This window comes from Vibrio sp. VB16, from assembly GCF_015594925.2.
GTDB lineage: Bacteria > Pseudomonadota > Gammaproteobacteria > Enterobacterales > Vibrionaceae > Vibrio.
In genome coordinates this window covers 1,273,178-1,291,502 of record NZ_CP087591.1, presented here as the reverse complement: position 1 = coordinate 1,291,502, position 18,325 = coordinate 1,273,178, and the positions used below count along the sequence as shown (strand labels likewise).

The window sequence follows — 18,325 nt, the reverse complement described above, 5'->3', positions numbered from 1 at the left end:
AAATTCTGTTAAAAACAAACCTACTCAGCTCATACTTTCGGCGAGAAATCATCACCTTATTTCAAATGCTCGTTAGAATCATGTTCTGTAACGCTAACCGTAAATGAAGGAACGTAGATGAAGGAACAAGCGCATATCTTGGTCGTTGACGATGATCACGAGATACGAGATTTGCTCGACAAATATCTTACTAAATCTGGATATCATGTTTCCGTAGCGGAAGATGGTGAGGCAATGTATGCGCATTTACAAGCGCATGGTTATCCAACACTTATTCTTCTCGACGTGATGCTACCCGGGGACGATGGATTTGAATTGTGCCAACAAGTAAGAAAGACGTCTAACGTTCCTATTATCATGTTGACTGCCGTGTCAGATGAAACCGACCAAATTATCGGCTTAGAAATTGGGGCAGACGATTACATTGCCAAACCTTTTAACCCTCGCCAACTTATCGCCCGTATAAAGGCCGTATTACGTCGCAGTCATTTCGAAGAAGAAGGTCATATAGACAAATTGCCTAAAGCGATAAATTTCGGAGTCTGGCATTTAGACACGTTGGCCCATGGCTTGATCAATCAAGAAACCAATGAACAGTTTGAACTGTCAGGTAGTGATTTTGCGTTGTTAATGCTGTTCCTTTCTCGTCCTAACGAGGTACTAGATCGCGATACGATTTCTTGCGCCACACGTGGCCGTGAAGCGTTACCTTTCGAGCGAGGCATTGACGTGCAACTCAGTCGTCTGCGTTCTCGACTTGGCGACAATGGTAAACAGCACCAGTACATCAAAACTATGCGTGGAAACGGTTATATTTTTACCGCCCCTGTAAGCTACGAGCACTAATTTAATGAAGCGAATTTTCTTTCCGCGCTCATTGGTTGCGCGAACACTCTGGCTGACACTTATTGCTGTCATTTTTGCTCAAGGTATTGCGACATCCATTTGGTACTCACAATCAAAACAGAAGGAAATAGACGGCATCGGCTCAACCTCGGCAAGCATGGCAACTATGTTTGCTTCTACCATCAATTTTTTTCAATCTCTCCCGGTAGAGTATCGGCACATCATTCTAGATCAAATAAGAGACATGGGGGGAACTCGCTTTTTCGTCTCATTTAATAAAGAACAGCTAAGGGTAGATACTATCCCAGACAATTTTTTAGAAAAAATTGCCGTGACTTCCGTTAAAAATGTACTCGATAAAAAATTAAACCATGTTAAAAAAATCATCGTAGAGTTTTCTAAACCCGATCATCTACGAATCTTAAAAAACGATATCTTCTTAGATGACCTGCCTAAATCTTGGGCCCATTACACTCTCACGTTAGATCCGATTAAACCGCCCATCCTCGTGGTACAAATCCAATTGGAAAGTGATGAATGGATCTATATCGCAGCACTTCTACCTGCCCCTTATGTCAGCTTAGATGACACTATCATTGGTTCTCAACAACTGCTTTTTTTACTGCTGTCTACTACTACGTTGATGCTATTGGTATACCCACTTATTCGTAGGCAAGTTCGGCCATTAAATAACCTAGCGAAAGCGGCGAATGAAATGAGCATGGATATAGACCAACCAGAACTGGTTGAAGAAGGTGCGAATGAACTGGTCACCGCCACGCGTGCATTCAATCGTATGCAACAGCGTATTCGTCGCTATGTAAATGATCGGGAAACACTATTTTCTGCCATCTCCCACGATCTAAAAACACCCATTACTAGGCTTAGGCTAAGAACCGCACTTTTAGAAGAGGATGAAGAGCGTGACAAGTTCAACAACGATCTCGACGAACTTGAGATGATGGTGAAAGGCGCACTTCAAACGGTTAAAGATACTGACATTCATGAAAACAACGCGGTCATCGATATAAAAGAAGTCCTACTTTCTATCGCAGAGTCTTACAATCAACAATCTAATCGAGTCTATATTCCATCGATGTCTATTCGGCCAATTGTAGGTAAACCGCTTGCGATTAAACGCCTGCTAAGCAACCTGATTGAAAATGGAGTTAAGTACGGTCACCGTGTGGTTATCATCCCTAAAGACAATAGAAATAGGTTATCTCTAACCATTCAAGATGAAGGTAACGGTATTCCAGAAGATAAGTTAGAAGCGGTATTTGAACCTTACTTTCGGATAGCGAAAGATCGCGACGGACACGGGCTTGGCCTTGGAATATGCCGCAATATTCTGCACGCACACGGCGGAGATCTCATTCTGAGAAACTTATCAGACGGTGGCTTTTCCGTGGAGATCCTTATACCACGTAACCTGTCTCACTAGTGTAACGGGTTTGTTACATTCACGTTACTCTTTGTTTCAATCCAATGTGTTTTTTCTTATTAATCTAAATGTTGATAGGATAATTATTTGTCCAATCACGACATAATAATCATAATTCAAACCATGGATGAGAACGATGAACATTAAAAAAACCCTACTTACTCTATCCCTACTCTCTGCTACCCAATTTGCAACAGCTGGCGAAGTTGAAGTGCTTCACTGGTGGACATCTGGTGGCGAAGCTAAATCCGTATCAGCACTAAAAGACATGCTTGAAGAACAAGGTCATACTTGGAAGGACTTCGCTGTCGCTGGTGGTTCTGGTACAAGTGCAATGACCGTTCTTAAGACTCGCGCAGTATCTGGTAACCCACCAGCAGCCGCGCAAATTAAAGGACACGATATTCAAGAATGGGGTGGCTTAGGTTTCTTAGCTAGCCTAGATGATGTTGCTACGGCAAATAAATGGGATTCTTTAGTACCACCTATGGTTGCTGACATCATGAAATTTGATGGTGAATATGTAGCGGTTCCTGTCAACGTTCACCGTGTCAACTGGTTGTGGGCAAACAAGGCCGTATTCGAAAAAGCAGGCGTTGAAGTACCCGCTACCATGGACGAGTTTTTCATGGTGGGTGATAAGCTTAAAGAAGCTGGATACATTCCATTGGCACACGGTGGTCAAGCTTGGCAGGACGCGACAATATTTGAAGCCATTGCACTTAGTGTATTGGGCAGCGAAGATTATAGAAAAGCCTTTGTCGACCTAGATATGGATACCTTGAGTGGCGACAAAATGGTCGAAACATTCCGCCTATTCAAAAAGATGCACAACTACATTGATAAAAACTCTCCAGGACGTGATTGGAACGTAGCGACATCGATGGTTATCAATGGTGAAGCAGCAATGCAGATCATGGGTGACTGGGCGAAAGGTGAATTTACCGCCGCAGGTAAAATGCCAGGTAAAGATTACGTCTGTGTTCCTGCTCCAGGTACCGCAGGTCATTTTACTCATAACGTAGATAGCTTTGCATTCTTCCAGTTGTCTGACCCTGAGCAACAAAAAGCGCAAAAAGCATTGGCGGCAACGATCTTAACGCCAGAGTTCCAAGAAGTATTTAATCTTAACAAAGGTTCTATTCCAGTGCGTTTAGATGCCGACATGTCTAAGTTTGACTCTTGCGCTGTTGATTCTATGAAAGACTTCAAAGCAACCGCAAAAAGCGGCGACCTCCTACCAAGTATGGCTCATGGTATGTCTACCACTAGCTACGCTCAAGGTGCGATTTACGACGTAGTCACTAACTTCTTTAACGATCAAAATGCGGATCCAAAAGAAGCGGCTGGAAAACTTGCGAAAGCAGTGAAAGCAGCCATGTAATTTAAGTTGGCAGGCCTAAAAATCTGCCTTTCTTAAATGCTCTGTGCAAAGAGAACTCAGATCGTGGTCACCTCCCAGATCACGATCTTCCCATTCAAATATCATACTCATATTATGCAAGATGTTATGCAATTTGAACCATTAAGGATTAGTTATGGAGCGTGTTTTGAATTCGCCTAACACACCACCTGTACCTAAGCGAAGCTTTAGCAGTAAGCTACAAGTTTGGCTTCCTAAAATCGTACTTGCGCCAAGCATGTTAGTTGTTGTGGTCTGCATTTACGGGTACATCTTTTGGACCGCCATTCTATCAGTGACCAACTCTCGATTTTTACCGAGCTACAAATTTGTCGGTTTGTCTCAGTATGAGAAACTGATGGACAATGATCGCTGGACTACCTCAATTCTTAACCTCGGTATTTTTGGTGTGATGTTTATTGTCATCGCCATTGCCCTTGGAATCGCCTTAGCCATTTTTCTAGATCAAAACATTCGACAAGAAGGCGCTATTCGTACCATTTATCTTTACCCAATGGCGTTATCTTTTATCGTAACGGGTACGGCTTGGAAATGGATTCTTAACCCTGGACTAGGCATTGAAAAAATGGTGCGTGACTGGGGTTATACCGACTTTACTTTTGACTGGATAGTCGATTCTGACATGGTGGTATACACGTTAGTCATAGCCGCCGTTTGGCAATCGTCTGGTTTTGTTATGGCCATGTTCCTTGCAGGGCTTAGAGGTATAGACAATTCCATAATCAAAGCCGCCCAGATAGATGGAGCTAGCTTACCGACCATCTATTTCAAGATAATTATGCCGTGCCTAAGACCTGTGGTCTTTAGCGCCGTTATTATCACTTCGCATATTGCGATCAAAAGCTTCGACCTCGTCACCGCACTAACGGCAGGTGGGCCGGGGTATTCGTCTGATCTCCCAGCACTCTTTATGTATGCACATTCATTCACTCGGGGTCAAATCGGGTTAGGTGCCGCCAGTGCCATGATGATGTTGGCAGGAATTCTAGCTATTTTGGTTCCTTATCTCTATTCAGAACTTAGGGAGAAGAAATCATGAGTACTAAACTTAATTTTGGCAGAATTTTTATCTACACCGTTCTCGTCTTCTTCTGTGTTATCTATTTGATGCCATTGTTCGTAATGGTCACAACATCACTTAAAACGCTACCCGATATCAAAGCAGGTAATTTACTTTCACTGCCTACCGAGTGGGTATTCGACGCGTGGTCAAAGGCGTGGAGTAGCGCTTGTACTGGTGTGAAATGTGAAGGCGTTCAAGGCTATTTCTGGAACTCCTTCCAGATGGTCATTCCTGCTGTTGCACTGTCCACTTTGTTAGGTGCATTTAACGGTTATATCATCAGTAAATGGCAATTCAGAGGGTCAAACTTCTTCTTTAGCGCCATGTTGTTTGGTTGCTTTATCCCTTTTCAGGTTGTTCTATTACCCATGGCGACAACACTTGGCAAACTCGGTTTAGCGAATACAACGATCGGTCTTGTGCTTGTTCATGTTATCTACGGATTGGCGTTTACCACTCTGTTCTTCAGAAACTTTTATGTCGGTATTCCGGATGAACTAGTTAAAGCCGCCAAGCTAGACGGTGCAGGTTTCTTCACTATCTTCTTTAAAATTATGCTGCCGTTATCGACACCAATCATAATGGTTACCGTCATCTGGCAGTTCACCTCTATCTGGAATGATTTCTTGTTCGGCGTAGTGTATTCAGGTTCAGACACGCAGCCCATCACGGTCGCGCTTAACAACTTAGTTAACACCAGTACCGGTATTAAGGAATACAACGTTGATATGGCTGGTGCCATTATTGCCGCCTTACCAACCTTAGTGGTGTATGTATTAGCTGGTAAATATTTTGTTCGTGGTTTAACCGCCGGATCAGTAAAAGGATAATAAAAATGGCAACACTAGATTTAAAACAGATCCGTAAGACATACCGAAACGCGGAAGTAGAAACCCTGAAAGGTATCGATATCAGTATCGATGACGGTGAGTTTCTTATATTAGTTGGCCCATCAGGTTGTGGTAAATCCACGTTAATGAACACCATTGCTGGCTTAGAAGATATTAATTCCGGCCAGATTCTTATCGACGGTGTTGACGTGTCTAACGTTGAACCCAAAGATAGAGATATCGCCATGGTATTCCAATCCTATGCTCTTTACCCAAATATGACGGTAGAAGGTAATATTGCGTTTGGTTTAAAGATCCGAAAAATGCCACAGAATGAGATCGACGCAGAAGTTAAACGCGTTGCCGAAATGCTGCAAATGGACCAGTTATTGGATCGTAAACCGTCGCAACTCTCCGGTGGGCAGAGACAGCGCGTGGCAATGGGACGTGCGTTGGCCCGTCGACCAAAACTTTACCTGTTCGATGAACCACTTTCTAACCTTGATGCAAAATTAAGGATAGAAATGCGCCACCAAATAAAGCGCCTTCACCAACAGCTTAAGACCACCATCGTCTATGTAACCCATGATCAGATAGAAGCAATGACGCTGGCAGACAGAATTGCTGTAATGAAAGATGGAGAACTGCAACAACTTGGTACGCCTAAAGAAATCTACAACACACCGAACAACATGTTTGTAGCTGGCTTTATGGGTTCACCTTCGATGAACTTCATTGAAACTACGGTGGATCTAGATGACGACCGAAATCCAATCATTAAGGTGGTTGGCAGTGCGAACAGTGAGCATCATATTAACCTACCACAATCCATGCGAGATCAGGATGGACACAAAGTCATTATTGGACTGCGCCCAGAACACATCACCGATACTGACAGTGAAGATACCACCGCTTCTACACGCCTAGGCTTACAGATTGAGGTGTTAGAACCAACTGGCCCAGACACGATTGCAATGGTTAAAGTAAATGACCAGGAAGTCGCATGTCGCCTTTCTCCAGAGTTCGAAGGAAATATTGGGGAAATAGCATCGCTTAACTTTGACCTTTCAAAGGCGGTCTACTTTGATGGCGAAACCGAGCAGAGAATCGATTTCTAAATTTGAGTGAACAGACTAAGGGCATGATAGATCAACCATCTATCATGCCCTTTTTTATTCCAATCGCATTAGGGTCTATCGAATTTATTACGCATTCAATATCACCCAGCGGTAATCGCTGGGGATGTTCGACGTGTTGCTGGGTTAAGATTCATCATCGTGATTGATTTCAAATTCCAAAATATCACCCGGTTGACATTCAAGTACCTCACAAAGTTTATCTAACGTCGTGAATCGAACAGCTTTAGCTTTACCATTTTTCAATACCGACAAATTAGCTTCTGTGATACCAACCGCTTGGGCCAACGTTTTTAGGCGCATTTTTCGCTTTGCCATCATTACATCTAAATTTATTCGTATAGACATAATACCTCCTAGATCGTGTGCTGACTTTCATCAGCAAGAATATACCCTTCTTTCATCACCCAAGAAATTATCAGGACAATAAACCCAAATACGATGGTTAATGCGTCCATCCCTTCAAAACTTAACATCAATACACGCTCACCAGGCGGGTTATTAAACGAAAGAATCACCGACATCACGGCACCATAAACAACGCCGCCTGCCACCCAATAAAACAAGCTGTAGCCTAGTTTTTGGTAACAATTAGCATTCTCAAGAGAAAAGATTTGACCGGATTCATAGTTACGAAATAGGTGCACCAACACCTTCAATGCATAGTTGACGATACAACAAAGTAATAAGCTCGCAATAATAGCCAGTACTCGTGTTGATAATGTTAAGGATGCTTGTGTATAGCTATCAATGTCCAAACTGAGCTCAATAATGCCTAACGAGGTCAGAAAATCGTAATCTGTTTGAACGGTTATCCAGTAGTAAAGCACCATAATGGGAATAAGCACGAACAGTGACTGAAAAAGCATACGGACGCGGCGACTTTGTCTCTGAATTTCATTCATAATAATAATCCTATTGAGTTGACCACCCAAAGACTACGATAAAAAAGGATAACAAACAACAAATAATTATCGTTTAACGATAATTATTTGTTGTTATGATTAAGTGGAGATCTTAATAGAAGCTAATTGGCAAGAAAAAATCTAACTCGAATTTTTCATCTTCTGCCAAAAAATGATTCTTAATGTAATTCACGTAAGCCGGTGTTGATCCTAGCTTAAAGCCCGAATCTGGCAGCCATTGTTCTAGTACGTGGCTTATCTGCGGCAATAACTCACCATAAACACCGTGTAGCCTAAACACCGCGTGTAGTCCTCCCGGAATGGTAAGCTGATTAACAATACCGCGATAATTGAGTCGCTTATCAATTTCAATACAAGCAACATAACGACACTTTTCTAGCGCCACCAAAGCTGGATTGGAGTGGTGCAAGCCATATTGAACTGAGAAGTCCCTTCCTTCTGATTCAGCCCATGCCTTTAAGATCAACCAAGCCCGATGAATCGATCGGTTATAGCCTTGATGTCGAACATAGGCCGCGTGCCTTTCGGCAACCTCAACGATATCGGGATCTGGGATACCTATTCTCGACACACGTGCATAACCTGCTGCAATCTCTGGGTCGGCTAGATAAGGTTTATCGGCGTTATGGTAATCATGCTTTCGCCACTCTCCAGGAGACATATGGAAGGTGGCCTTAAATGCTCGGCTAAATGATGAAACAGAATTGAACCCACACTTATTACCGATGTGCAGTACTGAAGACTGAGATTCGAACATGAGCAAGTTTGCTGCATATTCCATACGTGTTCGCCGAATATACTGATGAATCGGCTCACCAACGACTTGTTTAAACAATCGATGAAAATGATGTTCTGAGTAAGCAGCAATATCTGCCAACGTATTTACGGGCAGATCTCTGGCAATATCTTGATGGATATAGAACAGCACATCATTAATTCGAGAGAGGTGTTGGGTATTCATAATCTAAAAATAGCATAAATGGACATATTGATAAGCATAAATGGACACGATAAATAAAACAACACCCTGTATGCTCTATCTATAGACATTGGACAATTCGAACAGGTATACAAATGGAAATCGCTCAATCACTACAACAGATTCAATCTTCTTACATCCGAGAAATATTAAGTGCCGCGAGCGACAAAAATGTGATTTCATTAGCGGGGGGATTACCGGATGAAAAAACCTTTCCCATTGAGCTGATGAGACCAACATTAGAATCACTTTCCGACATGCCCGAGATTTTTCAATACGGGAGCACTGCAGGTTATGGCCCATTATTGACCCACCTTACTGAGCGATTCCAGCTTCCTGAAAGCCATACAGTCATGATGTGTACCGGCTCACAACAAGGCTTAGATCTTATTGCAAGAGCCTATGTAAACCCGGGTGATACTGTTGTGATGGAAGCACCAAGCTATCTAGGTGCCATGCAAGTATTCGGCCTAGTACAAGCCAACATGGTGACGATTTCACAAACCGAGTTTGGTCCTGATTTGGAGCAGCTCGAACAGTGCTTTGCAGAGCAGGCACCGAAAATGTTTTATGCTGTTCCAGATTTTCATAACCCAACAGGCGTATGTTGGTCTTTAGAAACGCGCCAAAAAGTCGCTAAATTGTGTATTCAATATAATGTAGCCCTAATTGAAGATGCACCTTATCGTGAGCTAAGATTCAGCGGTGAACCTATCGAACTCGTATCGAACTTTTGTCCAGATCACTCGATTGTGTTGCGATCATTCTCCAAAATCGCCTCACCGGGCCTAAGGCTCGGCGCCGTCACTGGTAAAGTAAGCTACTTAGAACCTATGATAAAGGTGAAACAAGGAGCAGATTTGCATTCAAGTGTTCCCATGCAAGCGCTTTTGCTAGGCTTACTTGAACACGCTGATTTTGACCTGCACATTGATAATATTCGTTCCGTTTACAAGCAGAGATACCAAAAGCTTTTCTCTGAATTACAAAGTAAGTTACCAAAAAGCTGTGAACTTAAACCGGTTGATGGAGGCATGTTTGTGTGGTTAACCCTACCGGAATGCGACACATTTGAACTTGCTAAAGTGTTGCTATCGAAAGGGGTGGCTGTTGTCCCTAGCCCGGTATTTTATCCTAGTTCAGACAAGGCAGAACCGGCACTACGACTAAACTTTACCAACTCTACAATAGACGATTTAGAAAAAGCGGTTGACTGCTTAACCGACGTATTAAAAGCGTTTCTAAGCTAGCCGCATACTTGATAGGAGTGATGATTAAGATAACACCATCACTCCATTCTCTCTTTTTTGTATAAGCAGCCACATCATCATTGCCGCACTCATCATCACCCCAGCAATAATCATAAAACCATATGACGTCAATTGGTTTGCTGTTAACCAGGCAATAAGTAAATAGCTCAAACTTTGAGACAGCGTTGAGAACAGCTTCAACCCTCCGTCAACTCTTCCTCGCTCAGAAACCGCCACCATATGATGCAGCTTATTGATTCTAGATATACGGTTAAACGCATTAAAGAAACCAATAATAACGGTCAATGTAACCATGACGATAGGTGACAAAAACACACCTATTCCCAGCAACAGTATCGACATAATGAATATAGAAAACAGCATTGATTTATCAGGATTAAAGCGCGTGAGAAGCTTAGCTACGACCAGACCACAAATTAACGCTCCTACTCCGTAGCTCATTTTCCATGTCGCAAACCAACTGCCCTCAACACCTTGCTCAGAGAAGTAAATGGGCACCAATTTGACCAAAAAGGTGAGCACAGGATACGAGAGACACGATAACGCGATAAATGCGTAGAAAGCAGTATCTTTACTGAAAATACTTTTACTTTCTACCAATTGAGAAAGATAGGATTCTTTAATTCGCGTTGATAACTGACGTCGATAAGGCGTGATCAGATAACTCATTGCAGCAATTGATGAGGCCAACGTTGCCAAAAATGCAAACTCAACCATAGACCACATCTCTAATACAATGATGCCTAAAGCACCAGCACCCAACACGCTCGTCTGCATAACCACTTCGTCATAGCTGGATATTTTCGCGTATTCGTTTGGATTAAAATTCTCGTGGACGAATGCGTTATTCGTACTCCACGCCATATCACCACTTAACCAAAAAACGAGCTGAGCAAATGCAAGCAACCAGATGGACTCCACTCCATACCAATAGGCTAACAGCACGCATAACGCCGTACTCGCCTGAACCACTTGCATTAAAACCAATAGCTTTTTACGCGAGAATCGATCGATCAATGTTGCCATAAAAAGCGTTGATACAAACGATGCACCCGTGCATACCAAAGCCAGTATCGCGACAAATGTGCCCATTCCTGATTCGTTTAACATGACCCAAGGTAGCGCCATCATAAACATGCCAGAAGAGATGCCATCAAATAGCCGCCCAGATAAATAAGGTAACACTCTTTTTCTCATCGCTTTTCCCTTGCTTTAACGTCCAGTATTTCATTGTCTTGGGATAGGGTAATAGTTAAAGTAAACTTTAAGTAAAGCGATTTCTCAGTTTTTTATTTTCTATTTGCTGTTGAACATTTTCTGACCACTTTTGTCTTTATCCGACCAAAAATTGATATTAAACTGCGCGTCTTCACTCAGTTCGATTCGATGCCAATATTCAGGTGGGCTCGTCGCAAACTGTCCAGCTTCAATCACAACCTGTACCTCTGGGGTATTCGCTTCAGAATCGGCAAAACCATAATAGGTAACAACACCTTCCATTACGCATAACTGACCAAACACACCTTCTGCAGTATTGTGATGAGTTAGAAGCGCCTCTGGTACATTTTGTCGAGTAAAAAATGGCGTCGAACGTTGGATTGTCCAATTCGCTGGGATTCGTTGATGGCTCATAAGAATTTCCTCTCACTTAGTTAATTAATTTATGTCATTACCAATAATTTTCGGAACCAAAATTACCGGGCGTCTTTCTTAGGTGTTTTGTTAAGCCCAACGTAATTAGCGTTTGGCTTGTATCTTTAACCATCTCTGGATTACCGCATAAATAGACGAAACTCTTGTCGACGTGGAACGATGTTTCAGCAGCGGCTTGCAGCTCTCCGCTAAGTAGCAGATCTGGAATTCGTCCTGACAAAACTCCGGACACATGTTCTCTTGAAATAACTGGGACATAACGGATCTCCTGATTTTTTTCCAATAACAAACGAATCTCGTCTGTATACGTTAACTCTTCTCTATTTCGCACCGCATGAACCAAAACAATTCTCTGAAATCTATTCTCTATCTGCTCATCACCAAGCATCGAAATAAAGGGGCCCGAAGCACTTCCTGTCGCCATTAACCATAACTCGGTTGTGGGAGTGGGGACCTCATCAAGCGTCATAAACCCTGCCGCCTTATTCCCTACGTATATACTGTCACCGACTTGCAGCTGGTTTAGCAGTGGAGAAAGCCGTCCTTTTTCATCAGTGATGATGAGAAATTCTAACGTATTATCCCGCTTATACTGCTCCGGATGCGTGACGATTGAATAAGCCCTTCTAATCAACTCACCCGACCCATCGACTAACCCTAGCTTGGCAAACTGACCCGCCGTATAATTGAGCCCTTCAGATTTGATACAAAGCGAAAACAAGGTTGCCGTCCAATCTTTGCGAGCGACAACCGTACCAATAGTCATCTGTTGAGGAACCGTATTCATTACTACCTCACTTATTGATCTGTTGTTTATGTTCACTTCATTCTAATAGAAACTATTTGTATTATCTAATTAATTACCATTCTCATTTGCAGTAGTCGTGCCAACTGTTTACTGTATTGTTTTATAAAGTATTTTTATTTTTTATCTCCTGTAATTGTTATTATGACAGTTCTTTACTTATGTCCTAAAGACACTATAATTGTCAAAACAACAGCAACTCAATATAGCGAGTCAAACCGTGAGCAACCTTAATAAAGAATGGGTGAAAATTGCCTTAGATCTAACCTCTGGAATTTCAGATCAGGACCGATTTGATCGCTTGCTCTCCTCGATTAGAGAAGTGTTGAGATGCGACGCATCTGCCCTACTCTACTTCCAAGATCAACAGTTTATTCCACTGGCAATTAATGGCCTTTACGACGACGTACTTGGGCGACGATTTGATATACAACAACATCCAAGATTAGAGGCGATCGCGCGAGCGGGTGACGTGGTGCGCTTCCCTCCAGACAGTGACCTACCAGATCCGTATGACGGATTAATACCAGAGCATGAACATGACCTAAGGGTACACTCATGCATCGGATTACCACTTCTTATCAATGACAGATTGATTGGAGCCATAACCATTGATGCCTTCGATCCGGCGCAGTTTGACGAATTTCGAAATCAGGATTTACGGGTCATAAGCGCATTAGCAGCCACGAGTTTGAATACGGCACTCTTAATGGAACAATTAGAGAGTCAGGTCGGCGTTGAAACGTCTTCTCGCGCAACAAGTAGCAAAAGCATCGTACCGAGCGAGATAATCGGTAATTCAGAGGTAATGCAGGAACTAAAATCACACATTTCTGCCGTGGCAAATACCGATTTGTCGGTACTTATAATGGGTGAAACCGGTGTCGGTAAGGAACTGGTCGCCGCGGCTATCCATGCGAATTCGGACAGAGTCAAAAATAATCTCGTCTACTTAAACTGCGCAGCACTGCCAGAATCAGTTGCAGAGAGTGAGCTTTTTGGTCACGTGAAAGGGGCATTTACGGGCGCGATTAGTAATCGAAAAGGTAAATTTGAGCTGGCCGACAATGGCACACTGTTTCTTGATGAGATTGGCGAACTCTCATTGGCCCTACAAGCTAAGCTACTAAGAGCGCTCCAGTATGGTGATATTCAGCGCGTGGGCGACGACAGTAATATTAAGGTAAATGCCCGTATTGTGGCAGCAACCAATCGCGTTATGCATGAAGAGGTCAAAGCGGGGCGTTTTCGTTCCGACCTATATCATCGCTTGAGTGTGTTCCCTATCTTTGTCCCTCCTTTGCGCGAACGTGGAAAAGATATCACGCTTCTTTATGGCTTTTTTGCAGAGCGTTGCCAACACAAATTGGGGGTGACAAATATCAAGATAGATCCTCAATCAAGTATGTTGCTTCAAAATCACAGCTGGCAAGGTAATGTGCGCGAGCTAGAGCACGCCATAAATCGCGCGGCAGTGCTCGCGAGATCAGAATCGAGATCAGACGTGATCGTATTGCTACCAAAACATTTTAATCTTGAAGAGCAAGATGGCCTGGTGTCAGACAGCAGCATGACGAATGCACCCACGTCAGGGAACGCTATCAGCATTCCATTAACCGTCATCGATTTGAAAAATGCAACCGATGAGTTCCAGGTAAACCTGATTAATCAAGCCTATAGAGAAGCAGGAAACAATTGGGCTGCCGCCGCTCGTCTATTAAAAGTAGACTCAGGGAACCTGCATAGATTGATGAAACGTCTCAACATGAAGTAAATAGTCTTTAATAACTGTCTAAATGACAATTAACAGTCATTTAGACAACTTTAATCTTTGTCATTTAGACTAATAAAAAACGTACAAACCTATATAAATCAATTAGATAAAATCTGGCACGATTGTTGTAATAGAGAAGGCGAAATAGACAACAACAAAGGAACAGAAGATGACAAAACAAAAATTGTCCATCATCGCTCTTATTATAGTGTGCTTAACCTCGTTCACTATATTATTGAGTTTGGGCAGCCAGATTTATCGTGAAGCACCCCCTATCCCTACTTCAGTAGTAAGCCGTACCGGGGAAGTGATTTTTACCAAAACAGACATTCAGGAAGGTCAACTTGTTTGGCGTACCATGGGTGGACATCAACTCGGTTCCATTTGGGGACACGGTTCTTACATTGCACCAGATTGGACAGCAGATTGGCTACACCGTGAGTCAGAAGAGTGGTTAGATCTCACCGCTCAAGCTCAGTTTTCTAAACCTTTTGCACAATTAGACAATTTTCAGAAAGCCGAGCTTGAAAGTAGATTGCGCGATGATATACGCCCTAACAGCTACAACGCTGAGACAGACGTCATTACCATCTCACAAACTCGAGGCGAAGCAGTTAAGACGCTGCAAACCTATTACTCGAATGTTTTTGGGGATAATCCCGATTTTCAACACGTTCGTGAAGACTACGCGATGAAAGAAGCGACGATCGCTTCTGCTGAGAATCGTGAAAAACTCTCTGCGTTCTTTTTCTGGGGTGCTTGGGCAGCGGTAACAGAGCGACCTGATGAGAGCTACACCTACACGAATAATTGGCCTTTTGATCCTGTTATTGGTAACACACCGACATCAGACAATATCGTTTGGTCGGTGCTGAGTTTTGTTGTCCTTATCGCAGGTGTTGGTGCTCTGGCTTGGTATCACGCCACTTTAAAAGAGCATCCACTGCCTAAGTTGCCTGAAACCGATCCTCTGTTCGGAGTAAAACCAACCAAATCTCAAAAAGCGCTGGCTAAATATTTTGTCACCGCCGTTGGTCTGTTTTTGCTTCAAATTTTATTGGGTAGTATTACCGCCCACTATGCGGTTGAAGGACAAGACTTCTACGGATTCCCTCTATCAGAGATTCTGCCTTACTCTGTTACTCGTACATGGCACACCCAATTAGCCGTATTCTGGATAGCAACAGCGTGGTTAGGTACGGGTCTTTACATTGCCCCAGCACTTTCAGGCTACGAACCAAAATACCAACGTATCGGTGTCAACGTACTTTGGGTAGCACTTCTCATCGTGGTTCTCGGCTCTATGGCCGGCGAATGGATGGCAGTTCAACAGTACTTTGATCTCGATTTAAGCTATTGGATAGGGCATCAGGGTCAAGAATATATCGACCTTGGACGTATCTGGCAGATCCTATTGCTTGTAGGCTTATTGATTTGGTTAGGACTGGTTACCGCAGCGATTCGTCCTGCATTATTCAAAGATGGTGAGATGAAGCCTGTCATCTGGGTTTTATATGCTTCATGTGTCGCGATTGGATTGTTCTACGGTGCTGGTCTGTTCCAAGGTAAGCACACAAACTTAGCTATTGCTGAATACTGGCGCTGGTGGGTTGTACATCTATGGGTAGAAGGTTTCTTTGAGACTTTCGCTACGTCAGTTATCGCGCTTGTATTTGTTCGCTTAGGCCTTATTCGTGCGCAATCGGCTAACAGCGCTGTATTATTCGCGACAGTGGTATTCTTAACAGGTGGCTTGATTGGTACGTTACATCACTTGTACTTTACCGGAACGCCGACATCCGTCATTGCTTGGGGCTCCGTATTCTCTGCATTAGAAGTGGTTCCACTCGCGCTTATTGGTTTCGAAGCAGTAGAAACCTATCGATTTAGAAAGTCGACGCCTTGGATGGCTCGTTACAAGTGGGCAATCATGTTCTTTGTTGCGACTGCATTTTGGAATTTAGTCGGTGCTGGCATACTTGGGTTCTTAATCAATCCACCTATCGCGCTCTACTTTATACAAGGTTTGAACACCACAGCAACACACGCACATGGTGCCTTTATGGGTGTGTACGGAATGTTGGGTATTGGTTTGATGTTGACTTGCGTACGCGGGCTAACAGGCGATACCAAAGCGTGGGACGACAAATGGCTTAAATGGTCTTTCTGGACACTTAACTTTGGCCTTGCCGGAATGGTCTTTATGTCATTGTTCCCAGTCGGGATCGTACAGTTCTTCGCGGTCATCGAACATGGATATTGGTACGCACGTTCTCCAGCCGTGATTCATAGCGAACTGGTCGAAATGCTAGTTTGGTTACGTATGCCAGGCGATATTCTGTTCGGTATTGGAGGAATATTCATCGGCATCTTCATGACGAAACTTATATTCGCTGCGATCAGTAACCGTAAATCAAAGCTCATTACGCAAACCGCTTCAAATTAACAACAGCATATAAAAAGAGCGGGTTATTCCGCTCTTTTTATTTCTTTATCCATCCTAGCCCTAGGTAAAAACCATGTATCTAGAAGTGAAAACCTTTCACATTGTCACTGTCACCATCAGTATTTCATTATTTGTCTTTCGATTTCTTCGTTACTACGCAGCATCAGAAATAAAAACTCAGCCACGATGGCTGAAACATCTACCGCACGTTATTGACACTCTACTATTTTCTAGTGGTATCGCCCTTGTTTCTATCACTAAGTTCATCCCTTTCACCGCTTCAGCTCCGTGGCTCAGCTACAAACTTGCCATGGTCGTTCTTTATATTGCTTGCGGGTTTGGAGCCATGAGCCAAAAAGCCAGTAGAACACGTCGAGTTCTATTCTTCATAGCATCAATGGGTTGCCTTTGGGTGGTGATTACATTGGCTTTAACAAAACAGATTAATACCATTTTTGCACTCTTCTAATAAAAACTCCGTTCCAATAACAGTGCTTTTTTCGCTCGTAATAAGCTAAGCTTACCAAACGAATAGAGTAGTAAAGGACTAAAGCCAATGTTGAATATGGACTTCAACCAGAGACTGGTCATTGAATCTGAGAAAATGGAATGGTTAGCAAGCCCGGCCAACGGCGTATGGCGCAAACCATTTGAACGACAGGAACAAGAAGCGGGACACACCACCAGCATTGTAAAATATGACGCGGATTCTAAATTTAAATCCCATCCTCATCCTGTAGGGGAGGAAATTTTTGTGTTAGATGGCACCTTCTCAGATGAGAGTGGTGACTTTCCTGCTGGCACTTACTTAAGGAACCCGCCGAATAGCGCTCACGCACCATTTAGTAAAGGTGGCTGCATACTATTCGTCAAGCTTAATCAATTTGATGAAAACGACTCAAAACAGATCCGAATAAAAACCAAAGAACAAAACTGGTTAGCAGGGTTAGGTGGTTTACAGGTAATGCCTCTGCACGAATTTAAGCATGAACATGTTGCGTTAGTTAAGTGGCCAAAAGGCGAGCATTTTCAACCGCATAAACATTTTGGTGGTGAAGAGATCTTGGTTTTATCTGGTACATTTAGGGACGAATATGGGCACTATCCAAAAGGGACATGGATCCGTAGCCCACATATGAGTAGTCACTGCCCATACGTGGAAGAAGAAACTGTTATCTTAGTAAAAACAGGTCACCTACCCATCCCAGATTCATACTATTCCGCCTAATAGCGAATGTAACCTTCGTTAGCAAATGAAGCGATTGCACGGTTTAAAGAGATGACTCTCTTCCAGAGGCACCTCTTTTTTTACCCCAAAGCAAGACTAGATGTGCTTTCCATTCTCTGCCAACACTTCTTTGAATGCGAACATACCGTTTAGAGCCGCCGGAAAACCTGCATAAATAGCCATCTGAATGATCACTTCCTTTAATTCCTCTTCACTACAACCGACATTTAATGCCGCATGTAAATGAACCTTTAATTGAGGTTGGCAGTTTCCTAGAGCCGTCAATGCCGCAACGGTGGCGATTTCTCGTGACTTTAAGTCTAACCCTTCGCGCGCGTAAACATCACCAAATGGAAACTCAATGGTGAAACGTGCCAGATCCGGGGCGATATCTTGTAGGCTATCAATTACTTTTTGTCCCGCTTCGCCGTCTATTTTGGCTAAGTTTTCGAGGCCTATGTCGTATCTTGTTTTGCTCATATCTTGCTCCTTGGAATGAAT

General features: G+C 43.1%; 18 protein-coding genes. 11 read left to right on the top strand and 7 right to left on the bottom strand.

Translation table 11 applies throughout. The features are described from left to right. Positions 1-117 precede the first annotated feature (117 nt). The 6 genes from IUZ65_RS22230 to IUZ65_RS22205 all read left to right on the top strand — a co-directional run bounded on the left by IUZ65_RS22230 (position 118) and on the right by IUZ65_RS22205 (position 6,724). Positions 118-846, top strand: a complete 729-nt coding sequence (locus tag IUZ65_RS22230; RefSeq protein WP_195706187.1) for a response regulator — start codon at positions 118-120, stop codon at positions 844-846. A 4-nt stretch (positions 847-850) separates the two neighbouring features. After that, positions 851-2,290 carry an ATP-binding protein gene (locus IUZ65_RS22225; protein WP_195706186.1) on the top strand — a complete coding sequence of 480 codons (1,440 nt, stop codon included), beginning with the start codon at positions 851-853 and terminating at the stop codon, positions 2,288-2,290. 136 nt (positions 2,291-2,426) lie between these two features. Further along, on the top strand, positions 2,427-3,674 hold the full coding sequence (locus IUZ65_RS22220) for an ABC transporter substrate-binding protein (protein WP_195706185.1): 1,248 nt from the start codon (positions 2,427-2,429) through the stop codon (positions 3,672-3,674). A 256-nt stretch (positions 3,675-3,930) separates the two neighbouring features. Next, positions 3,931-4,752, top strand: coding sequence for a carbohydrate ABC transporter permease (locus tag IUZ65_RS22215; RefSeq protein WP_390230852.1), 822 nt, complete (start codon positions 3,931-3,933; stop codon positions 4,750-4,752). Next, positions 4,749-5,606, top strand: a complete 858-nt coding sequence (locus IUZ65_RS22210) for a carbohydrate ABC transporter permease (RefSeq protein ID WP_195706183.1) — start codon at positions 4,749-4,751, stop codon at positions 5,604-5,606. The genes IUZ65_RS22215 and IUZ65_RS22210 overlap by 4 nt, the downstream gene beginning before the upstream one ends. 5 nt (positions 5,607-5,611) lie before the next feature. Continuing rightward, positions 5,612-6,724, top strand: coding sequence for an ABC transporter ATP-binding protein (locus tag IUZ65_RS22205; RefSeq protein ID WP_195706182.1), 1,113 nt, complete (start codon positions 5,612-5,614; stop codon positions 6,722-6,724). Between the two features lie 144 nt (positions 6,725-6,868). Here the strand turns inward: IUZ65_RS22205 and IUZ65_RS22200 are convergent, their stop codons facing one another. The 3 genes from IUZ65_RS22200 to IUZ65_RS22190 all read right to left on the bottom strand — a co-directional run bounded on the left by IUZ65_RS22200 (position 6,869) and on the right by IUZ65_RS22190 (position 8,629). Continuing rightward, positions 6,869-7,090: a helix-turn-helix domain-containing protein gene (locus IUZ65_RS22200; protein ID WP_195706181.1), complete on the bottom strand. Its 222-nt coding sequence runs from the start codon at positions 7,088-7,090 to the stop codon at positions 6,869-6,871. A gap of 8 nt (positions 7,091-7,098) precedes the next feature. Next, positions 7,099-7,647: a DUF2975 domain-containing protein gene (locus IUZ65_RS22195; RefSeq protein WP_195706180.1), complete on the bottom strand. Its 549-nt coding sequence runs from the start codon at positions 7,645-7,647 to the stop codon at positions 7,099-7,101. A 112-nt stretch (positions 7,648-7,759) separates the two neighbouring features. Further along, positions 7,760-8,629 (bottom strand): AraC family transcriptional regulator, encoded by an 870-nt coding sequence (locus IUZ65_RS22190; protein ID WP_195706179.1) that lies wholly within the window; start codon positions 8,627-8,629, stop codon positions 7,760-7,762. A gap of 113 nt (positions 8,630-8,742) precedes the next feature. On the opposite strand from IUZ65_RS22190, the gene IUZ65_RS22185 reads away from it, so the two are divergent. Continuing rightward, complete coding sequence (locus tag IUZ65_RS22185) at positions 8,743-9,897, top strand: aminotransferase-like domain-containing protein (protein WP_195706178.1); 1,155 nt, start codon at positions 8,743-8,745, stop codon at positions 9,895-9,897. Positions 9,898-9,921: 24 nt separating this feature from the next. Here IUZ65_RS22185 and IUZ65_RS22180 read toward each other — a convergent pair whose 3' ends face one another. The 3 genes from IUZ65_RS22180 to IUZ65_RS22170 form a co-directional block, all read right to left on the bottom strand. Then, complete coding sequence (locus tag IUZ65_RS22180; RefSeq protein ID WP_195706177.1) at positions 9,922-11,115, bottom strand: MFS transporter; 1,194 nt, start codon at positions 11,113-11,115, stop codon at positions 9,922-9,924. Positions 11,116-11,214: 99 nt separating this feature from the next. Then, positions 11,215-11,550, bottom strand: coding sequence for a DUF1971 domain-containing protein (locus IUZ65_RS22175; RefSeq protein WP_195706176.1), 336 nt, complete (start codon positions 11,548-11,550; stop codon positions 11,215-11,217). A 37-nt stretch (positions 11,551-11,587) separates the two neighbouring features. Further along, the gene (locus IUZ65_RS22170; protein ID WP_195706175.1) at positions 11,588-12,358 is read right to left on the bottom strand and encodes a ferredoxin--NADP reductase; all 771 of its coding nucleotides are present in this window, start codon (positions 12,356-12,358) and stop codon (positions 11,588-11,590) included. Positions 12,359-12,596: 238 nt separating this feature from the next. Here IUZ65_RS22170 and norR point away from each other — a divergent pair, with 238 nt between their 5' ends. From norR to IUZ65_RS22150, 4 genes are all read left to right on the top strand, one after another. Further along, positions 12,597-14,150 carry a nitric oxide reductase transcriptional regulator NorR gene (gene norR / locus IUZ65_RS22165; protein WP_195706487.1) on the top strand — a complete coding sequence of 518 codons (1,554 nt, stop codon included), beginning with the start codon at positions 12,597-12,599 and terminating at the stop codon, positions 14,148-14,150. Between the two features lie 169 nt (positions 14,151-14,319). Next, the gene (locus IUZ65_RS22160; RefSeq protein WP_195706174.1) at positions 14,320-16,596 is read left to right on the top strand and encodes a nitric-oxide reductase large subunit; all 2,277 of its coding nucleotides are present in this window, start codon (positions 14,320-14,322) and stop codon (positions 16,594-16,596) included. A gap of 73 nt (positions 16,597-16,669) precedes the next feature. Continuing rightward, entirely contained in the window at positions 16,670-17,065 is a 396-nt protein-coding gene (locus tag IUZ65_RS22155; protein WP_195706173.1) for a SirB2 family protein, read from the top strand. Between the two features lie 87 nt (positions 17,066-17,152). After that, a complete protein-coding gene (locus IUZ65_RS22150; RefSeq protein ID WP_195706172.1) occupies positions 17,153-17,824 on the top strand; it encodes a cupin domain-containing protein in 672 nt (223 codons plus the stop codon). A 96-nt stretch (positions 17,825-17,920) separates the two neighbouring features. Here IUZ65_RS22150 and IUZ65_RS22145 read toward each other — a convergent pair whose 3' ends face one another. After that, the gene (locus IUZ65_RS22145; protein ID WP_195706171.1) at positions 17,921-18,304 is read right to left on the bottom strand and encodes a carboxymuconolactone decarboxylase family protein; all 384 of its coding nucleotides are present in this window, start codon (positions 18,302-18,304) and stop codon (positions 17,921-17,923) included. Positions 18,305-18,325: the final 21 nt, after the last annotated feature.

Excerpts from the sequence above, each read along its gene's own strand:
- IUZ65_RS22150 (WP_195706172.1), top strand. The coding sequence starts at position 17,153 with ATGTTGAATATGGACTTCAACCAGAGACTGGTCATTGAATCTGAGAAA.
- IUZ65_RS22160 (WP_195706174.1), top strand. The coding sequence starts at position 14,320 with ATGACAAAACAAAAATTGTCCATCATCGCTCTTATTATAGTGTGCTTA.
- IUZ65_RS22170 (WP_195706175.1), bottom strand. The coding sequence starts at position 12,358 with ATGAATACGGTTCCTCAACAGATGACTATTGGTACGGTTGTCGCTCGC.
- IUZ65_RS22145 (WP_195706171.1), bottom strand. The coding sequence starts at position 18,304 with ATGAGCAAAACAAGATACGACATAGGCCTCGAAAACTTAGCCAAAATA.
- IUZ65_RS22205 (WP_195706182.1), top strand. The coding sequence starts at position 5,612 with ATGGCAACACTAGATTTAAAACAGATCCGTAAGACATACCGAAACGCG.
- IUZ65_RS22185 (WP_195706178.1), top strand. The coding sequence starts at position 8,743 with ATGGAAATCGCTCAATCACTACAACAGATTCAATCTTCTTACATCCGA.
- IUZ65_RS22175 (WP_195706176.1), bottom strand. The coding sequence starts at position 11,550 with ATGAGCCATCAACGAATCCCAGCGAATTGGACAATCCAACGTTCGACG.
- IUZ65_RS22200 (WP_195706181.1), bottom strand. The coding sequence starts at position 7,090 with ATGTCTATACGAATAAATTTAGATGTAATGATGGCAAAGCGAAAAATG.
- IUZ65_RS22230 (WP_195706187.1), top strand. The coding sequence starts at position 118 with ATGAAGGAACAAGCGCATATCTTGGTCGTTGACGATGATCACGAGATA.
- IUZ65_RS22220 (WP_195706185.1), top strand. The coding sequence starts at position 2,427 with ATGAACATTAAAAAAACCCTACTTACTCTATCCCTACTCTCTGCTACC.
- IUZ65_RS22155 (WP_195706173.1), top strand. The coding sequence starts at position 16,670 with ATGTATCTAGAAGTGAAAACCTTTCACATTGTCACTGTCACCATCAGT.
- IUZ65_RS22190 (WP_195706179.1), bottom strand. The coding sequence starts at position 8,629 with ATGAATACCCAACACCTCTCTCGAATTAATGATGTGCTGTTCTATATC.
- IUZ65_RS22225 (WP_195706186.1), top strand. The coding sequence starts at position 851 with ATGAAGCGAATTTTCTTTCCGCGCTCATTGGTTGCGCGAACACTCTGG.
- IUZ65_RS22215 (WP_390230852.1), top strand. The coding sequence starts at position 3,931 with ATGTTAGTTGTTGTGGTCTGCATTTACGGGTACATCTTTTGGACCGCC.
- IUZ65_RS22210 (WP_195706183.1), top strand. The coding sequence starts at position 4,749 with ATGAGTACTAAACTTAATTTTGGCAGAATTTTTATCTACACCGTTCTC.
- IUZ65_RS22180 (WP_195706177.1), bottom strand. The coding sequence starts at position 11,115 with ATGAGAAAAAGAGTGTTACCTTATTTATCTGGGCGGCTATTTGATGGC.
- IUZ65_RS22195 (WP_195706180.1), bottom strand. The coding sequence starts at position 7,647 with ATGAATGAAATTCAGAGACAAAGTCGCCGCGTCCGTATGCTTTTTCAG.